Raw genomic sequence first — 13,380 nt, forward strand, 5'->3', positions numbered from 1 at the left:
GCGCTGCGCCCCTGGCTTCTCTTCGTCAAAAATACTCCCGCCGGAGGCGTCCGGCGGTACCGCTTGCGCAGCGCTCAGCCGCGCCAGGCGAAAAAGCCGGGGCCAGCCTTGGCCAGCAGCTCTTCGGCAAGCGCCCGGCCCATTGCGGGGCCCTCGGCGGCGGGGCCGGTGCGTTCGCCGGCATGGGAGGCGCTGCCATCGGGTGCGAGGATCTCGCCGCGCAGGCGGAGCGTGCCGCCGTCGAGCTCGGCGAGCCCGGCGATCGGGGTCTCGCAGGAGCCGTCGAGGGCGGCGAGGAAGGCGCGCTCGGCGGCCAGGCGGGTGGCGGTGTCGGCGTCGTGGATCGTGGCCAGCATCTCGGCTGTGCGGGCGTCGTCGCTGCGGCGCTCGATGCCGATGGCGCCCTGCGCGATGGCGGGCAGCATGTCGTCGGGCGACATCGCGGTCATCGGGATGTCGGTCATGTCCATGCGGCGCAGGCCGGCCATGGCGAGGAAGGTGGCGGCGGCGACGCCGTCCCCGAGCTTCTTCAGCCGGGTCTGCACGTTGCCGCGGAACTCCACCACCTGCAGGTCGGGGCGGCGGTTCAGCAGCTGCGCCCGGCGGCGCAGCGACGAGGTGCCGACCACCGTGCCCTCGGGCAGGGCAGCAAGCCCGGCATGGCCCGGCGAGATGAAGGCGTCGCGCACGTCTTCGCGCGGCAGGTAGCAGTCGAGCACCAGGCCCTCTGGCTGCTCGGTCGGCATGTCCTTCATCGAGTGCACCGCGATGTCGATGCCGCCCGAAAGGAGCTGCTCCTCGATCTCCTTGGTGAACAGCCCCTTGTTGCCGATCTCCTTCAGCGGCCGGTCGGCGGCGATCATCGCGCGGTCGTCGCCGGTGGTCTTGATGACGACGATCTCGAAGGCGTCCTGCGGAAGGTCGAAGGCTGCGGCGAGGCGATCGCGGGTCTCGTGGGCCTGGGCCAGCGCCAGCGGCGAGCCGCGGGTGCCGATCTTCAGCGGCAAATCGGGGGTCGGAAGCATTGTCATCATGGGCCTGAGCTTTATGTCGCGTGTTCGCCTGTGGCAATGGGGCGTGAATTGACATATTGCCGCCTGCGACACCATCTGGGAGGCCGCGACAATGACCAAGACCATCCTCAGGGCGCTTGCCGGCGAGACCCTGCCCGTGCCGCCGATCTGGATGATGCGCCAGGCCGGGCGCTACCTGCCGGAATACAAGGCGACGCGCGCGCAGGCCGGCGACTTCCTGTCGCTGTGCTACAATCCCGAGCTCGCCGCCGAGGTGACGCTGCAGCCGATCCGCCGCTACGGCTTCGACGCCGCGATCCTGTTTGCCGACATTCTGCTGCTGCCGCAGGCGCTGGGCCACGACCTGTGGTTCGTCACCGGCGAGGGGCCGCGGCTCTCGACCGTGACCACGCAGGCCGAGTTCGACAAGCTGGGCCGTGGCGAGATGATCCACGACACGCTGAGCCCGATCTACGAGACGGTGAAGATCCTCCGCCGCGAGTTGCCGGAAGAGACCACGCTCATTGGCTTTGCCGGCGCGCCCTGGACCGTGGCGACCTACATGATCGCCGGGCGCGGCACCAAGGATCAGGGCCCGGCGCATGCGCTCAAGGCCGAGAACCGCCCCGTCTTCGAGGCGATCATCGAGCGCCTGACCGAGGCCACCATCGATTACCTCTCGGCGCAGGTCGAGGCCGGGGCCGAGGTGGTCAAGCTGTTCGACAGCTGGGCGGGGTCGCTCTCGGGCGAGGATTTCCGGCGCTACGCCCTCGAGCCCGCCAGGATCATCACCCAGGAGCTCAAGGCCCGCCACCCGGGGCTGCCGGTCATCGTCTTCCCGCGGCAGGCGGGGCAGGGCTATGTCGGTTTCCACGAAGCGACCGGCGCCGATTGCGTCGCGGTCGATGACAGCGTCACCCCGGAATGGGCCGCCGAGCACGTGCAGGTCTCGGGCTGCGTGCAGGGCAACCTCGCATCCTCGCACATGGTCACCGGCGGCGACGCGCTGGTCGCGGAGACCCGGCGCGTGGTGAAGGCCTTTTCGAAGGGGCCGCACATCTTCAACCTCGGCCACGGCATCACCCCCGATGCCGATCCCGAGAACGTGCAGCTGATGATCGACACGGTGCGCGAGGGCGCCTGAGCCCGCTTGGCCCGGGCACGATCCGGGTTGCGATGACCTCGCCCCGGTGCGATTGGGGCGGGGAAACAAGCCGGAGATCCCAGACATGCCCTTCACCCTCGCCACCTGGAACATCAACTCGGTCCGCCTGCGCGAGGCGCTGGTCCGCAAGCTGCTGAGCGAGGAGGCGCCCGACGTGCTCTGCCTGCAGGAGTGCAAGAGCCCGGTCGAGAAGATCCCGATGGAGGCGTTCAAGGCGCTGGGCTATGGCCATATCGTGGCGCGCGGCCAGAAGGGCTATAACGGCGTGGCGATCCTGTCGAAGCTGCCGCTGCGCGACGTGGGTGACCGCGATTTCGCCGGGCTGGGCCATGCCCGCCACGTCGCCGCCGAGCTCGAGAACGGTGTGACGGTGCACAATTTCTACGTCCCTGCCGGCGGTGACGTGCCCGACCGCGAGGTCAACGAGAAGTTCGGCCAGAAGCTCGATTACCTCTCCGAGATGCGCGACTGGTTCCGCGCCGACGCGCCGAAGAAATCCATCCTCGTGGGCGATCTCAACATCGCCCCGCGCGAGGATGACGTCTGGTCGCACAAGCAGCTTCTGAAGGTGGTCTCGCACACGCCGATCGAGGTCGAGGCGCTGGCCGAGACGCAGGAGGCCGGTGCCTGGGTCGACATCACCCGCAAGGACATCCCCGAGGGGCTGCTCTATTCGTGGTGGTCCTACCGGGCCCGCGACTGGGACGCCGCCGACAAGGGGCGCCGCCTCGATCACGTCTGGGCGACGCCCGACATCGCCGCGGCCGGGCATTCGAGCCGAGTGCTGCGGGACGCGCGCGGCTGGGAAAAGCCCTCGGACCATGCGCCGGTTTTCTCGACTTTCGATCTCTGAGCGCTAACAACCGCGTGCGGGGAACCGGAAGGTCTTGGCAGGGTTGAGACGAACCCTGTAGGCATAGTTCCATGTTCATCACCGACCTGCGCATCCTGATCTCGGTTCTTGTCGCCATCCTGCTGCCGCTGGCCGTGGGGGTGGCGATCTGGCGCGTGCTGCGCCGGGCGCGCACGCCGCAAGGCTCGGTCGCCTGGGTGGTGTTCCTGCTGGCCGCGCCGTGGTTCGCGCTGCCCGCCTACCTGCTCTTCGGCCATCACAAGCTGCACGGCTTCACCAAGCGCCGTCGCGCCAGCCACCGGCTGATGAAGACCTTCGGCGCCTATGCCCGCACGGTCCAGCCGAGCCGCGACCGCGCCGCCTACAGGCTCTACGAGCGGATCTCGGAGCTGGGGGTGGTCGGCGGCAACCGCTTTGAGCTGCTGATCGACGGCGAGCAGACCTTTCCGGCGATCCACGAGGCCATCGACGCCGCCAAGAGCTATGTGCTGGTGCAGTACTACACCATCGCCGATGACGACACCGGCCGGGCGCTGGCGGACCGCCTGATCGCAGCGGCCGAGCGCGGCGTCGAGGTGCGGGTGCTCTATGATGGGGTGGGCAGCTACAGCCTGCCGGCAAGCTACCGTGAGCGGCTGGTCGAGGCCGGGGTCTCGGTGCTCGACCCGCGCGCCGGCCGCGGCCCGACCTCGCGGCTGCAGATCAACTTCCGCAATCACCGCAAGACCGTGAGTGTGGATGGCGAAATGGGCTTCACCGGCGGGCTCAACGTCTCCGACACCTATCGCGGGCTGAACCCGGAATTCGGCCCTTGGCGCGACACCCATCTGCGGCTCGAAGGGCCCACCGTGGCGCAGCTCCAGCTCGCCTATGTCGAGGATTGGCACTGGGCCACCGACGAGGCGCTGGGCGAAAAGCTGCACTGGACGCCGGCGGCGCAGGAGGACGGCGCCGACGCGGTGGTGGTGCCCTCGGGCCCGGTCGACGAGCTCGACAGCGGCTCGCTGTTCTATTTCTCGGCCATCACCGCCGCCCGCGAGCGGCTCTGGATCTCGTCGCCCTACCTGGTGCCCGACGAAGAGGTGTTCGCGGCGCTGAAGGCGGCGGCGCTGCGCGGCGTCGACGTGCGGGTGCTGGTGCCGGAGGTGCGCGATCACTGGCTGACATGGCTTGCGGCCTTCACCTATTTCGACGAGCTGCGCGCCGCGGGCGTGCAGATCTGGCGCTACCAGCCGGGTTTTGTGCACCAGAAGGTGGTGGTCTGCGACAGCGAGTTTGCCGGTGTCGGCACCGCCAATCTCGACAACCGCTCCTTCCGCCTCAACTTCGAGACCATGGTGGCGGTGTTCGACGAGCGTTTCGCCGCTGAGGTCGCCGACATGCTTGAGGCCGATTTCGCCGCCTCCGAGAAGCTCGAGACCAGCTTCGACGAGCAGCCGCTCTGGCTGCGCGCCGGTGCCCGGGTCACCCGGCTGTTCTCGCCGGTGCTCTGAGAGGGACGGCGGGGCATGAAAATCGCGAGCTACAACATCCGCAAGGCGCTGGGCACCGACCGCCGCCGCGATCCGGCGCGCATTCTCAAGGTGCTCAACCAGATCGACGCCGACGCGGTGCTGCTGCAGGAGGCCGACCTGCGGCTCGGCCCGCGCCCCACGGCGCTGCCGCGCTTCCTGATCTCGCAGGAGACCGAGTACGAGGTCGCAGACCTTGCGATCAACGATGTCAGCATCGGCTGGCACGGCAACGCCATCCTGCTGCGCCGCGGGCTTGCGGCGGACCGGCTTGAGCGCATCGAGCTGCCGGGGCTGGAGCCGCGCGGCGCGGTGCTGGCCGAGGTCGGCGGGGTGACGCTGGTGGGCGCGCATCTGGGGCTGATGCGGCGCTACCGCCTGCTGCAGATGACCGCCATCCGCGAGCACCTGAAGGGGCGCGAGGCACGGGCGCTGATCGCCGGCGATTTCAACGAATGGTCCGACGTGCGCGGCTATGAGCCGTGGGAAAAGAACTTCGAGCTGCTGCTGCCCGGGCGCAGCTACCACGCGCGCAGGCCCTTCGTGGCGCTCGACGGCATCGCCCACGGGCGCGGGCTGCGCATCGCCGGGATGGGGGTCGAGCAGGGCGGCGCGGCGCGGGTGGCCTCGGATCACCTGCCGATCTGGGCCCATCTGGAGCACGTCTAGGGCCGGTTTTCCGGCCCGGAGGCCCCCTGCGGTCGTCCGTCACCCTTGCAACGCAGCAGCGCATGCGCCATCTGTCCCTGCAACGTGACCGCAAGCAGCGGAGGACAAGATGCTGGAACTGGGTGGCAATACGCAGGCGCCGAAGGGCGACCTCATCAAGGACGTGACCGAGGCCGACTTCATGGCCGAGGTGGTCGACAAGTCGCAGGAGGTCCCGGTGATCGTGGACTTCTGGGCGCCGTGGTGCGGCCCCTGCAAGCAGCTCGGACCGGCGCTCGAGGCCGAGGTGACCGCCGCCAAGGGCGCCGTGGTCATGGCCAAGGTCAATGTCGACGAGGCCCAGATGATCGCCGGCCAGATGCGCATCCAGTCGATCCCGACGGTTTACGCCTTCTACAAGGGCCAGCCGATCGACGGCTTCCAGGGCGCGCTGCCGCCCTCCGAGCTCAAGGCCTTTGTCGAGCGCGTGGTGCAGGCCGCCGGCGGCGACGCCAGCGGCGGGCTTGATGCGGCGGTCGACGCCGCCGAGGAGATGCTCGAGCAGGGCGCGGCCACCGACGCCGCCCAGACCTTCGCCGCGATCCTCGAGGAAGACCCGGCAAACGCCCGCGCCTATGCGGGCTTCGTGCGGTCGCACATCGCCATGGACGATCTCGATCAGGCCGAGGCGGTGCTCAACGGCGCTCCGGTCGAAATCTCCAAGAGCCCCGAGCTGGAAGCCGCGCACGCGCAGCTCGAGCTTGCCAAGCAGGCCGCCGATGCCGGCCCCGTCGCTGAGCTGACCGCGGCGGTCGAGGCCGATCCGGCCAATCATCAGGCCCGCTTCGACCTCGCGCAGGCGCTGTATGCGATGGGCGATGCCGAGGCCGCGGTGGCGCAGCTTCTCGAGCTGTTCAAGCGCGACCGCGAGTGGAACGACGGCGCCGCGAAAGCCCAACTTTTCACCATCTTCGAGGCGCTGAAGCCGAACGATCCGGTGGTGCTGAACGGGCGCCGCAAACTCAGCTCGATGATATTTGCCTGAGGCCCCCGGCGCACTAGCTGGGCTTGCATGGCGAAACACATCGATCTGCCGGGAACGATCCCGATCTTTCCCCTTCCGGGCGCGCTGCTGTTGCCGCGCGCGCGGCTGCCGTTGCACATTTTCGAGCCGCGCTACCTTGCGATGCTCGACGACGCGTTGAAGACCGAGTCGCGGCTGATCGGCATGCTTCAGCCCGACCCGCTGTCGCAGCGCGAGGGCGGTGACGGTCTGTACAAGATCGGCTGCGCCGGGCGGGTGACCCAGTTCTCCGAAACCGAGGACGGGCGCTACATGATCACCCTCACCGGCATGTCGCGGTTCCGCGTCCGGCAGGAGATCGAGAGCTTCACCCCCTATCGCCGCTGCGAGGTGACCTGGGACGGGTTCGATCGCGATCTCGAGCCGTCGGAGAGCGATCCGAGCTTCAGGCGCGAGTCCTTCCTTGCCCTGCTCGACCGCTATTTCGAGGCCAAGGGCCTGTCGGCGGACTGGGGGACGCTCAAGGAGGCCGATGACGAGCTGCTGGTGAACTCGCTCTCCATGCTGCTCGATTTCGACCCCGAGGAAAAACAGGCGCTGCTCGAGGCGCCGTCGCTGCAGACCCGGCGCGAGACGCTGGTGACGCTGATCGAATATGCCCTTCGGGGCGGTGGCGCAGAGGACCGCGTGCAATGACCGAAGCCGAAACATCCCCCACGGCGTTTGACCGCCGCATGCTCGAGGCACTGGTCTGCCCGGCGACCCAGCACCGGCTCGACTACGATCTCGAGCGGCAGGAGCTGATCAGCAAGGCCGCGGGTCTCGCCTATCCGATCCGCGATGGCATCCCGGTGATGCTGGTCGACGAGGCCCGCCGCCTCGAAGACTGAGAAGAGCGAGACGTTTCGCCGCTTGCCAACGCCGCCCCGCCAGAAGAATGATCGCACCCGGATGACAGGCGATCGGTTGACGGGGCAGGGCCATGCGGCAGGCACTCATTCTCTCTTTCCTACTGAGCGCGCCGGGGCTGGCCCCGGTGAATGCGGCCAGCGCCGAAGACGGCGCGGCCTATTTCCGTCAGGCCTGCTGGCGCTGTCACCGGAGCGTCGCAGAGCTCCTGGCACCGCTGGCACCGGAAGATAGCGCGCAGATCGACAGCTTCCTCGCCCGCCACCATGCGCCCGATCCGGAGCTGCGGGCGGCGCTTGTGGCGTGGCTCCTGTCTCAGACCAGCGAGTAGGCGGCGACGGCGGCGGCAAGCGCGGCGAAGATCGTCGCGAACCCGGCCATCATCCGGTGATCCTTGCGCGAGAGCGGCCCCGCGCCGTAGCTGAAGCGCTCGTAATGGATCCGTGAGAGCGGCACACCAAGATCGTTGAGCGTATTGGTGAGCGTGGTCATCAGCGGCCCCGGTCCGCAGATCATCACCTCGACCCGGGCCGGATCGAGTCCGGCGAGAAGCTGGCGCATCTGCGCCTCGCCGAGCCTGCCCTGCGCGATCTCGCCGCCGGCAGTGCGGCTCGCGGTCAGCAGCGGCGTCACGCCCAGCGTTTCCAGCGCCGGGCGGTACATCTCGTCGGGGATCATGTCGGACGCGTCATGCACGGAGTAGGCAAAGCGCAGCGGGCAATCGCAGCCGTCGCGCGCGAAGGTTTCGAGCATCGACAGGATCGGCGCGATACCGACGCCACCGGCGATCAGGATGAGCCCGTCGCGTTCCAGGGCGCCGGGGCCGAAGCTGCCATGTGGCCCGTCGATGGCGACACGGGTGCCCGGCGCGACCGCGTCGAGCGACGAGGTGAAATCGCCAGCCTCCTGGATCAGCAGCCGCAGCCGCTTTGCGCCGGGGGCGGAAGCGATGGAGAACGGGTGATCGTGCAGCGGCAGGCGCTGGCCGCCGACGCTGGCCCAGACGAACTGGCCGGGGCGGAAATCGAGACGGTGGCCGCGCGGGTTCTCGAGCAGCATCTCGTGGATGCGCGGTGTGACGCGGCGGAGGCCGGCAACGGTCCAGCACTGGCTCGGCGGGCGGGTCAGGCGGCGGGCATAGATCCAGTGCGCGGGCAGGGTGACGGCGGCGGCGAAGCCGGCCCAGAACGCGCTGCGCGTGGGGCTGAGAAGCCCGTCGCTGAACAGGTGCGCCAGCACCAGCCCGACCAGCGCCAGCGCCCCCAGCGCGTGGCTGCCGCGCCAGATCTGGTAGCGCACCGGCAGCCGGTTGCGCAGCAGCGCCAGGAGCACCAGCAACGCCAGCAACAGCAGAGCCATCCGCGCGTCCCAGAGCCGCTCGCCGGTCATCAGCGTCTCGAAGCGCCGGGCGATGCGGTGCGGACGGTCCGGGTCGGGCAGCCCGATCATAAGTGCCAGATGAGCCAGCGCGAAGGCCAGCGCCATCGGCGCGGCCCATTTGTGGAACGCCATGGTGATGTCGATGCCGATGCGGCCCGAGACCGCCTCGAAGCGCCCGCTCGAGATCATCTGGAGAAAGATCATTCCCGCCGCAACGGTCCCGGCGGCGGCGCCGAGCTGCACCGTGAGCTGCCGGTGGGTCTCGCCCAGCAGGGCGGCCAGCGCGAGCGGCAGCAGCACGGCGCCGATATAGATCAGCGCAAGGGTCAGCGGGGGAATGCCCCGGTGATTGCCTCTATGGCTTGGAAGATCCGACATCCGGCCCTCCATCGGTTTCTGGCGCGAGTCTGCACCCGCGCCGGAACCTGCGCCTTGAGCCGCGTCAAAGCGCGATATCGAGCGCCCGCTTGAACATCTCCGCGTCGACATTGCCGCCCGAGACGGTGCAGATCACCGCGTCGCCCGCGATCTCGTCGCCACGGAACAGCGCCGAGGCCAGCGCCACCGCGCCGCTGGGCTCGGCGACGATCTTGAGGTGGCGGAAGGCGAGTTGCATGGCCTTGAGCGCCTCCTCCTCGCTGACCGCAAGGCCCGGCCCGCAGAGGCGCTGCATGATCGGGAAGGTCAGGTTGCCGGGCTGCGGGGTGATGATCGCGTCGCAGATATTGCCAGAGAGCTGAGCGTTGCGGGCGATGGCGCCCTCGGCCAGCGAGCGCTTCACGTCGTCGAACCCCTCGGGCTCGGCGGGGCGCACGCGCAGGCCGGGCGCCCTGGCCTCGAGCGCCAGCGCGATGCCCGAGGTCAGCCCGCCGCCGCCGCAGCAGACGATCACGTCGGCCTCGGTCACGCCGGCCTCCGCTGCCTGCTCGGCGATCTCGAGCCCGCAGGTGCCTTGTCCCGCGATCACCTCGGGCTCGTCGAAGGGCTTGATCAGCGTCAGCCCGCGCTCGGCAGCGAGCCGGGCACCGATCTCGTCGCGATCCTCGCTGGCGCGGTCATAGGGAACCACCTCGCCGCCGAGCCCGCGGGTGCCGGCGACCTTGGCGGCGGGCGCGTCCGAGGGCATGACGATCACCGCCGGGATCCCGTGCAGCCGCGCCGCCGCTGCGATGCCCTGCGCGTGGTTGCCCGAGGAGAACGCGATCACCCCCTGCTGGCGGACCTCCGGATCGAGCGCCGAGATAGCCGACCACGCGCCGCGGAACTTGAAGCTGCCGGTGTGCTGCAGGCATTCCGCCTTCACGAAGACCCGCCGCCCGGCGATTTCGTCGAGGAACGGGGAGGAGAGCAGCGGCGTGCGGCGGGCGTGACCGGCGAGCCGCTTTGCGGCCGCCTCGATGCGGGCGATGTCCATGCGATGTCCTGTGGTTCGGAATGTGGGCGGAGCCTGCGCCGGGGCCCGGGGGGTGTCAACGGGGGTTGCGGCGCGGGGCGTGCGGGGGCAGTGTCCGGCGCGATGATCGAACGGCAGCACAGCGCGGACGGGGTGACGTCGCGGGCGTATTATTCGCCCTGCGAGCGCTACCGCTACGGGCTCGAACGGGTCTGGGGCGCGGGGCCCTCGCTGCTTTACGTGATGCTCAACCCCTCGACCGCCGACGAGCTGCGCAACGACCCCACCATCGAGCGCTGCCAGCGCCGCGCGGTGCAACTGGGCTTCGGCGCGATGCGTATCGCCAACCTCTTCGCCTGGCGCGCCACCCGGCCCGAGGATCTGCGCAAGGCGCGGTCGCCGGTGGGCAAGGAGAACGACGCGCTGCTGTACGACTGGCACGCCGAGGCCGACATGACGCTCGCCGCCTGGGGCGTGCACGGCGCGCACAGAGGGCGGGGGCCGGCGCTGGCGGCGGCGCTGCCCGGCGCGCTGCATCACCTCGGCCTGACCCGCGACGGCCACCCGCGCCACCCGCTCTACGTCTCCTACAGCATCGCCCCGTCGCTCTGGACGGGCGCCGAACGCAACCCGGGACCGCGCGCGAAGTAGCAGGCGGTTAACCCTGAGCCGCGATATCCGTTGAGTCGGAGCCTCTGGCGCGGGACACTCTGCCCGCGTCGTATGTGCGAGGTTTGCGGATGCTCTGGTTGGCGAGTCTGATGGGGATGATGGTGCTGGGATCGGTGGCGATCGTCAGCACGCAGGAGCTTGGCCAGGGCGACGAGGAAGAGACACCCGACGAGGCCGAAGAGACCGGGCCGCGCGGCATCATCGCCTCGGGCACCGAAGGCCCCGATACGCTGGAGGGCAGCGACGAGACAGATCTGCTCGCCGGGCTTGGCGGCAACGACCTGATCGACGGGCAGGGCGGCGATGACGAGTTGGTGGGCGGCGAGGGGGCCGACACGGTGCTCGGCGGCGATGGCAACGATACGCTGCATGGCGATGCCGGGGGCGACCTGCTGATGGGGCTTGGCGGGGCGGACCTGCTCTTTGCCCATGATGGCGGCGGCGCGCTCGACGGGGGCGACGATGACGATGAGCTTCAGGGCGGTCTGTCGGCGGATTCCCTGCTGGGCGGTGCCGGGGACGATGCGCTGCACGGGCGCGAGGGCGACGACACGCTGATCGGCGGTGCCGGGCAGGACACGCTGTTCGGCGGCTGGGACGATGACGTGATCTCGGGAGTTATCCGGGGCGAAGATGGCGGCGATACCGACGAGCTCGATTACCTGAACGGGGGCGACGGCAACGACACGCTCGAGATCGGTGCGCGCGACGTGGCCTCTGGCGGCGCGGGCAGCGACCAGTTCGTGCTCGGCTCGTGGATCCGCGACGACCAGAGCGCCATGCTGATGGATTTCGACCCCGGGCAGGACCAGATGCTGATCGTCTACGACGACAGCGACGGGGCGGATGCGCCCGAGGTCGAGCTGCGCAGCAGCGCCGAGATGCCCGGCCTGACCGAGATCGTGCTGGATGGCGATGTGCTTGCCGTCATGCCGGACGCCACCGCGCCGTCGATCGAGGCCATCGTGCTGCTGGGCGAGAGCGCGGCAGAGCTTGCCGGGGCGGCCTGAGCCGCCGATCCCGGGGCGGCGCGGGATTTTCCTTTCCAAGCCGCCGGAATCGCCCTATACGCGCGCATCCGCTCCATTCGGGGGCGGGTTTCTCCATGGGCCCTGCTGGACGACATCCCGGCTTGCGCCATCCACACCAACCGATCAAGGAGACCCCGATGTCGATCACCGTCGAAGAAAAGAACCGCCTGATGAAGGAATTCGCCACCAAAGAAGGCGATACCGGCTCCCCTGAAGTTCAGGTGGCCATCCTCACCAGCCGCATCACCACCCTGACCGAGCACTTCAAGACCCACAAGAAGGACAACCACTCGCGTCGTGGCCTTCTCAAGCTCGTGGCCCAGCGCCGCAAGCTGCTGGACTACCTGAAGGGCAAGGAAGAGGCCCGTTACCAGGACCTCATCAAGCGTCTCGGCATCCGCCGCTAAGACGTGCCGGGCCCCGCGCCCGACCAAGGTTACGAGCGCCCGTTCCGAAAGGAGCGGGCGTTTCGCGTTAAGGCCTCGTGCCGTCAGCAAAATTCCGCTGTCGCATCGCCGTTGTCGAGCCGGCGGGTTGAAAGCGGCGCGGGGGCTTCCGATCTCTGGGCGAGAATGGTGCAGCGCGGGTTTTCCTTTCAATCATGGACAAAACCCTGTATGGCCGCGCCATCTGAGACGTGACGCCCTTGGCCCCCGGGCGCGTGCAGGAGGATAGGGGGCGGCGGCAATGGGGCCGCCACGAAAACGGGAGACGCGGGAGGGCCCGCGAGTGCTCCCTCACAGGATATGAACATGTTCAACATTACGAAGAAATCGATGCAGTGGGGCGAAGAGACGCTCACGCTGGAATCGGGCAAGGTCGCCCGTCAGGCCGACGGCACCGTCATCGCCACCCTGGGCGAGACCTCCGTCATGGCCAACGTGACCTTCGCGAAAGAGCCGAAGCCGGGTCAGGATTTCTTTCCGCTGACCGTCCACTACCAGGAAAAATACTACGCCGCGGGCAAGGTGCCCGGCGGCTTCTTCAAGCGTGAAGCGCGTCCGACCGAGAAAGAGACGCTGACCGCACGCCTGATCGACCGTCCGATCCGCCCGCTGTTCGTCCCCGGCTTCAAGCACGAAGTGCTGGTGATGTGCACCGTGCTGAGCCACGACCTCGTCAACGACCCCGACATCGTCGCGATGATCGCCGCCTCGGCTGCGCTGACCATCTCGGGCGTGCCGTTCATGGGCCCGATCGCCGGTGCGCGCGTTGGCTTTGAAGATGGCGAATACGTGCTGAACCCGACCGTCGACGACATGCAGGGGCTGCGCAACAACCCCGAGCAGCGTCTCGACCTCGTCGTCGCCGGCACCAAGGACGCCGTGATGATGGTGGAATCGGAAGCCTACGAGCTGACCGAGGAAGAGATGCTGGGCGCGGTGACCTTCGCCCACGAGCAGATCCAGCCGGTCATCGACCTGATCGTCTCGCTGGCCGAAGACTGCGCCAAAGAGCCGTTCGACTTCCAGCCGCCGGATTACTCGGCGCTGTATGAGGTCGTGAAGGGCCTTGGCGAAGACAAAATGCGCGCCGCCTACGCGATCACCGACAAGCAGCAACGTGTTGCCGCCGTCTCCGCCGCCAAGGAAGAGATCAAGGGCCAGCTCTCGGAAGAGCAGCTCGAGGACGCGAACCTCGGCTCGGCGCTGAAAAAGCTCGAGTCGACCGTGCTGCGTGCCGACGTGGTCAAGAACAAGCGCCGCATCGACGGCCGCGCGCTCGACCAGGTGCGCCCGATCCAGTCGGAAACCTCGGTGCTGCCGCGGACCCACGGTTCG

Annotated in this window: 14 protein-coding genes and 1 pseudogene; 12 read left to right on the forward strand and 3 right to left on the reverse strand. The window is 68.8% G+C overall.

Going from position 1 to position 13,380, the window contains the following annotated elements; all coding sequences use genetic code 11:
* Nucleotides 1–74: 74 nt before the first annotated feature.
* Entirely contained in the window at nucleotides 75–1,034 is a 960-nt protein-coding gene (gene hemC / locus AC6RA4_RS16340) for a hydroxymethylbilane synthase (RefSeq protein WP_500162128.1), read from the reverse strand.
* A 91-nt stretch (nucleotides 1,035–1,125) separates the two neighbouring features.
* Between hemC and hemE the strand changes: the two genes are divergently transcribed.
* The 8 genes from hemE (at nucleotide 1,126) to AC6RA4_RS16380 (ending at nucleotide 7,454) form a co-directional block, all read left to right on the forward strand.
* The gene (gene hemE / locus AC6RA4_RS16345) at nucleotides 1,126–2,157 is read left to right on the forward strand and encodes a uroporphyrinogen decarboxylase (protein ID WP_500162131.1); all 1,032 of its coding nucleotides are present in this window, start codon (nucleotides 1,126–1,128) and stop codon (nucleotides 2,155–2,157) included.
* Nucleotides 2,158–2,242: 85 nt separating this feature from the next.
* Nucleotides 2,243–3,031 carry an exodeoxyribonuclease III gene (locus AC6RA4_RS16350; RefSeq protein ID WP_500162133.1) on the forward strand — a complete coding sequence of 263 codons (789 nt, stop codon included), beginning with the start codon at nucleotides 2,243–2,245 and terminating at the stop codon, nucleotides 3,029–3,031.
* Between the two features lie 71 nt (nucleotides 3,032–3,102).
* A complete protein-coding gene (cls, locus tag AC6RA4_RS16355) occupies nucleotides 3,103–4,524 on the forward strand; it encodes a cardiolipin synthase (protein ID WP_500162135.1) in 1,422 nt (473 codons plus the stop codon).
* A gap of 15 nt (nucleotides 4,525–4,539) precedes the next feature.
* Entirely contained in the window at nucleotides 4,540–5,211 is a 672-nt protein-coding gene (locus tag AC6RA4_RS16360) for an endonuclease/exonuclease/phosphatase family protein (protein ID WP_500162137.1), read from the forward strand.
* A 109-nt stretch (nucleotides 5,212–5,320) separates the two neighbouring features.
* Entirely contained in the window at nucleotides 5,321–6,235 is a 915-nt protein-coding gene (locus tag AC6RA4_RS16365) for a tetratricopeptide repeat protein (protein WP_500162139.1), read from the forward strand.
* Nucleotides 6,236–6,262: 27 nt separating this feature from the next.
* Nucleotides 6,263–6,910: an LON peptidase substrate-binding domain-containing protein gene (locus tag AC6RA4_RS16370; protein ID WP_500162141.1), complete on the forward strand. Its 648-nt coding sequence runs from the start codon at nucleotides 6,263–6,265 to the stop codon at nucleotides 6,908–6,910.
* On the forward strand, nucleotides 6,907–7,104 hold the full coding sequence (locus AC6RA4_RS16375; protein ID WP_500162143.1) for a Trm112 family protein: 198 nt from the start codon (nucleotides 6,907–6,909) through the stop codon (nucleotides 7,102–7,104). Before AC6RA4_RS16370 ends, AC6RA4_RS16375 begins: the two co-directional genes overlap by 4 nt.
* 92 nt (nucleotides 7,105–7,196) lie before the next feature.
* Nucleotides 7,197–7,454: a hypothetical protein gene (locus AC6RA4_RS16380; protein ID WP_500162145.1), complete on the forward strand. Its 258-nt coding sequence runs from the start codon at nucleotides 7,197–7,199 to the stop codon at nucleotides 7,452–7,454.
* On the opposite strand, the gene AC6RA4_RS16385 is transcribed toward AC6RA4_RS16380, so the two are convergent.
* Together AC6RA4_RS16385 and AC6RA4_RS16390 are read right to left on the reverse strand one after the other, a co-directional pair.
* A complete protein-coding gene (locus AC6RA4_RS16385) occupies nucleotides 7,439–8,881 on the reverse strand; it encodes a ferredoxin reductase family protein (RefSeq protein WP_500162147.1) in 1,443 nt (480 codons plus the stop codon). The two genes, AC6RA4_RS16380 and AC6RA4_RS16385, sit on opposite strands and share 16 nt — an antisense overlap.
* Nucleotides 8,882–8,945: 64 nt before the next feature.
* Entirely contained in the window at nucleotides 8,946–9,917 is a 972-nt protein-coding gene (locus AC6RA4_RS16390; protein ID WP_500162149.1) for a threonine ammonia-lyase, read from the reverse strand.
* Between the two features lie 102 nt (nucleotides 9,918–10,019).
* Between AC6RA4_RS16390 and AC6RA4_RS16395 the strand changes: the two genes are divergently transcribed.
* From AC6RA4_RS16395 to AC6RA4_RS16410, 4 genes and pseudogenes are all read left to right on the forward strand, one after another.
* The gene (locus tag AC6RA4_RS16395) at nucleotides 10,020–10,547 is read left to right on the forward strand and encodes a DUF1643 domain-containing protein (protein WP_500162151.1); all 528 of its coding nucleotides are present in this window, start codon (nucleotides 10,020–10,022) and stop codon (nucleotides 10,545–10,547) included.
* An 89-nt stretch (nucleotides 10,548–10,636) separates the two neighbouring features.
* Nucleotides 10,637–11,578, forward strand: coding sequence for a calcium-binding protein (locus AC6RA4_RS16400; protein WP_500162153.1), 942 nt, complete (start codon nucleotides 10,637–10,639; stop codon nucleotides 11,576–11,578).
* Between the two features lie 158 nt (nucleotides 11,579–11,736).
* On the forward strand, nucleotides 11,737–12,006 hold the full coding sequence (rpsO, locus tag AC6RA4_RS16405; RefSeq protein WP_207076099.1) for a 30S ribosomal protein S15: 270 nt from the start codon (nucleotides 11,737–11,739) through the stop codon (nucleotides 12,004–12,006).
* Between the two features lie 345 nt (nucleotides 12,007–12,351).
* Nucleotides 12,352–13,380: pseudogene (locus tag AC6RA4_RS16410) on the forward strand (polyribonucleotide nucleotidyltransferase); the annotation flags it as partial.

It is taken from the genome of Salipiger sp. (assembly GCF_059781815.1).

Coding starts and splice junctions, on each gene's coding strand:
- hemC (WP_500162128.1), bottom strand. CDS start 1,034: ATGATGACAATGCTTCCGACCCCCGATTTGCCGCTGAAGATCGGCACC.
- hemE (WP_500162131.1), top strand. CDS start 1,126: ATGACCAAGACCATCCTCAGGGCGCTTGCCGGCGAGACCCTGCCCGTG.
- AC6RA4_RS16350 (WP_500162133.1), top strand. CDS start 2,243: ATGCCCTTCACCCTCGCCACCTGGAACATCAACTCGGTCCGCCTGCGC.
- cls (WP_500162135.1), top strand. CDS start 3,103: ATGTTCATCACCGACCTGCGCATCCTGATCTCGGTTCTTGTCGCCATC.
- AC6RA4_RS16360 (WP_500162137.1), top strand. CDS start 4,540: ATGAAAATCGCGAGCTACAACATCCGCAAGGCGCTGGGCACCGACCGC.
- AC6RA4_RS16365 (WP_500162139.1), top strand. CDS start 5,321: ATGCTGGAACTGGGTGGCAATACGCAGGCGCCGAAGGGCGACCTCATC.
- AC6RA4_RS16370 (WP_500162141.1), top strand. CDS start 6,263: ATGGCGAAACACATCGATCTGCCGGGAACGATCCCGATCTTTCCCCTT.
- AC6RA4_RS16375 (WP_500162143.1), top strand. CDS start 6,907: ATGACCGAAGCCGAAACATCCCCCACGGCGTTTGACCGCCGCATGCTC.
- AC6RA4_RS16380 (WP_500162145.1), top strand. CDS start 7,197: ATGCGGCAGGCACTCATTCTCTCTTTCCTACTGAGCGCGCCGGGGCTG.
- AC6RA4_RS16385 (WP_500162147.1), bottom strand. CDS start 8,881: ATGTCGGATCTTCCAAGCCATAGAGGCAATCACCGGGGCATTCCCCCG.
- AC6RA4_RS16390 (WP_500162149.1), bottom strand. CDS start 9,917: ATGGACATCGCCCGCATCGAGGCGGCCGCAAAGCGGCTCGCCGGTCAC.
- AC6RA4_RS16395 (WP_500162151.1), top strand. CDS start 10,020: ATGATCGAACGGCAGCACAGCGCGGACGGGGTGACGTCGCGGGCGTAT.
- AC6RA4_RS16400 (WP_500162153.1), top strand. CDS start 10,637: ATGCTCTGGTTGGCGAGTCTGATGGGGATGATGGTGCTGGGATCGGTG.
- rpsO (WP_207076099.1), top strand. CDS start 11,737: ATGTCGATCACCGTCGAAGAAAAGAACCGCCTGATGAAGGAATTCGCC.